Genomic DNA, 2664 nt, shown 5'->3' with positions numbered 1-2664 from the left:
GCGCGGAGGCCCGCGCCGGCGCCGAGCTGCTCGCGCCCGGCACGCTCATCGCGCACGCGCACATCGCGCTCGCGGCCGCCGTCGGCAAAACGGGGTTGAGCGTCTACCAGCGCCCACGCGTCGCTCTCCTCTCCACCGGCGACGAGGTCGTCGACATCGCCGCCGAGCCCGGGCCCAACCAGATCCGCAACTCGAACAGCTACTCGCTGGCCGCACAGGTAGCGGCGGCAGGCGGCTTGCCGGTGCAGCTTCCCATCGCGCGCGACGAGATCGAACCGTTGCGCCGCCTCATCCAGCAAGGCCTGGCTTCCGACATGCTGCTCATCACCGGCGGAGTCTCGGTGGGCAAGTATGACCTGGTCGAGCAAGTGCTCGAGGGTCTGGGCGCGGAGTTCGTTTTCACCGGCGCGGCCATCCAGCCCGGCCGTCCCGCGGTGCTGGGACGCGTTGACGCGCGCTCTGGAGCTGACCGCGTTCCCTTCCTCGGACTGCCGGGCAATCCGGTCTCGACCATGGTGACGTTCGAGTTGTTCGCGCGGCCCATCCTCGACGCGCTCGCGGGTGCGGCGCCCAAGCCGCTGCGTTTCATGAACGTCCGGTTGAAGTCCGAGTTCAGGACCAAGACGGGGCTCACGCGTTTTCTTCCGGCAACGCTCAGCGGCGAGTTCGAGAAGGTCGAGGTGGAGGTGGTGAAGTGGCAAGGCTCCGGCGATATGGCCGCAACCGCGCGCGCCGATTGCTACCTCGTCGTCCCTCCAGATCGCGATCGGCTGGCTGCGGGAGAAATGGTCCACGTATTAATGATCGCGCAGTGAAAGGACAACACCCACCACGGAGACACAGAGGCACGGAGCAGAAGGGGACAAACCCACAAGCCTCCGTGTCTCCGTGCCTCCGTGGTGGATTTGGGGTTTCGTGAATAAAAAACTCTCGCACTACGACAGATCGGGACGCGCGCGCATGGTCGACGTCTCCGCCAAAGCGCCCAGCAAGCGCGTGGCCGAGGCCAGCGCCTTCGTCGCCATGTCGCCAAAGGTGCTGAAAGTGCTGCCCCGGAACCCCAAGGGCGACCCGCTCGAGGTGGCGCGTTTTGCCGGTATCGCAGCTGCCAAGCGCACCTCCGAATTGGTTCCCATGTGCCACAACATCCCGCTAAGCCGCGTTGATGTGCGGGCAAAGCTGTGCGAGAATGGCGTCGCTATTGCCTCGGAAGTAACCACTACAGCCGCCACCGGCGTAGAGATGGAAGCGCTGGTGGCGGCGAGCGTCGCCGCGCTGACCGTCTACGACATGTGCAAGGCGCTCGATAAATCCATCGAGATCCGCTTTGTACGGCTCGAGCGCAAGTCCGGCGGAAAGTCCGGGGCGTACGTTCGCAAGAAGAAGTAGAGCGCGCTAAGAAGATGCCAGCCAACGTCAAAGTCCTGATCGTCGACGACAACCCCATGGTGCTGGGGATGCTGAAGAGCGCCGTCGGCACGATCGCGACTGTCTCCACCGCCACCGACGGTGGCGATGCGTTGCTGAAGGCGGTGGAGGAGCAGCCCGACCTGGTCATCTCCGACTACAGCATGGGCGGCGGCATGGACGGCCGCTCGTTATTCGAGAAGCTGAAGACGCGGACCACCACGTCGAAGATCCCCGTGATCCTCGCTGCCTCGAAGGCCGACATCACCGACAAGCTCAAGATGTTGCAGGACCAGGTGGAAGACTTCCTCGAGAAGCCATTCTTCATCAAGGAAGCCACCGCCAAGATCAAGAAGGTGGTGGACAAGATCGCGCTCGAGAAGATGGCGCGCGAAGCGCCGGGCGAGGGCGTGCTGCGCGGTTCGCTGGCGCAGATGAACATCATGGACCTGCTGCAGTCGCTCGAGATGGGCCACAAAACGTGCTCGCTGGTGCTCACCAACAACGGCGAACGCTGCGAGATGTTCTTCTCCGACGGCCAGGTGAACCACGCCGCTTACGGCGCGGTGAAGGGTGACGACGCCGTCTACAAGGCGCTGGCCTGGGCCAACGGCAACTTTCAGATCGATTTCACCGGACGCTCAGACGAGCAGACCTGCACCCGCTCCACTCAGGGCCTGCTGATGGAAGGCCTTCGCCTGCTCGACGAAGCCAATCGCGATCACGAAGAAAACGTCTTAGAGGCCTGAGTTTTGAGTTGCGAGTTGCGAGTTTCGAGTTTCGAGTAACCCACTCGATTGAAAACCCCTTCCACTTCCGCCGCCGTCCTCACCATCTCCGACTCTACCCATCGCGGCGAGCGCAAAGACCTTTCCGGGCCGGCGGTCGCGGCGCTCCTCAAGAAAAAAGGGTTTGCCGTGGTCACCACCGGCGCGGTCTCTGACGACCAGCCGAAGATCGAGCACGCGCTGCGCCGCCTGGCGGCAAAGGCGCAACTGGTGGTCACGACGGGCGGCACCGGCATCGCCGCGCGCGACGTCACGCCGGAAGCCACGCGGGCCGTCTGTGAGCGCATCGTCGAAGGCATGGCCGAGCGCATGCGCGCGCAAGGCGCGAAGCAGACGAAGTTTGCCGCACTCAGCCGCGGCGTCTGCGGTACCCTCGGCCGGTCGCTCATCGTGAACTTGCCGGGAAATCCCAAGGCAGCGCAGCACTCGCTCGCCGCCGTCATCGACCTGGTGCCGCACGCCCTCGAGC

At 64.6% G+C, this 2664-nt stretch carries 4 protein-coding genes; all 4 read left to right on the top strand.

Annotated features, from left to right (window positions below; all coding sequences use genetic code 11):
• On the top strand, positions 1-815 hold an 815-nt coding region (locus M3P27_12285), incomplete at its 5' end, for a molybdopterin molybdotransferase MoeA (protein ID MDP9269087.1).
• 100 nt (positions 816-915) lie between these two features.
• Entirely contained in the window at positions 916-1389 is a 474-nt protein-coding gene (moaC, locus tag M3P27_12280) for a cyclic pyranopterin monophosphate synthase MoaC (protein ID MDP9269086.1), read from the top strand.
• A 14-nt stretch (positions 1390-1403) separates the two neighbouring features.
• Positions 1404-2156: a response regulator gene (locus tag M3P27_12275; protein ID MDP9269085.1), complete on the top strand. Its 753-nt coding sequence runs from the start codon at positions 1404-1406 to the stop codon at positions 2154-2156.
• Positions 2157-2204: 48 nt separating this feature from the next.
• Positions 2205-2664: MogA/MoaB family molybdenum cofactor biosynthesis protein (locus tag M3P27_12270; protein ID MDP9269084.1), on the top strand; the 460-nt coding region annotated here is incomplete at its 3' end.

It is taken from the genome of Acidobacteriota bacterium (assembly GCA_030774055.1).
Taxonomy (GTDB): Bacteria; Acidobacteriota; Terriglobia; order Terriglobales; family Acidobacteriaceae; genus JACPNR01.
Note: the sequence above shows the minus strand (reverse complement) of the source record. Positions and strands in the feature narration are given on the sequence as shown.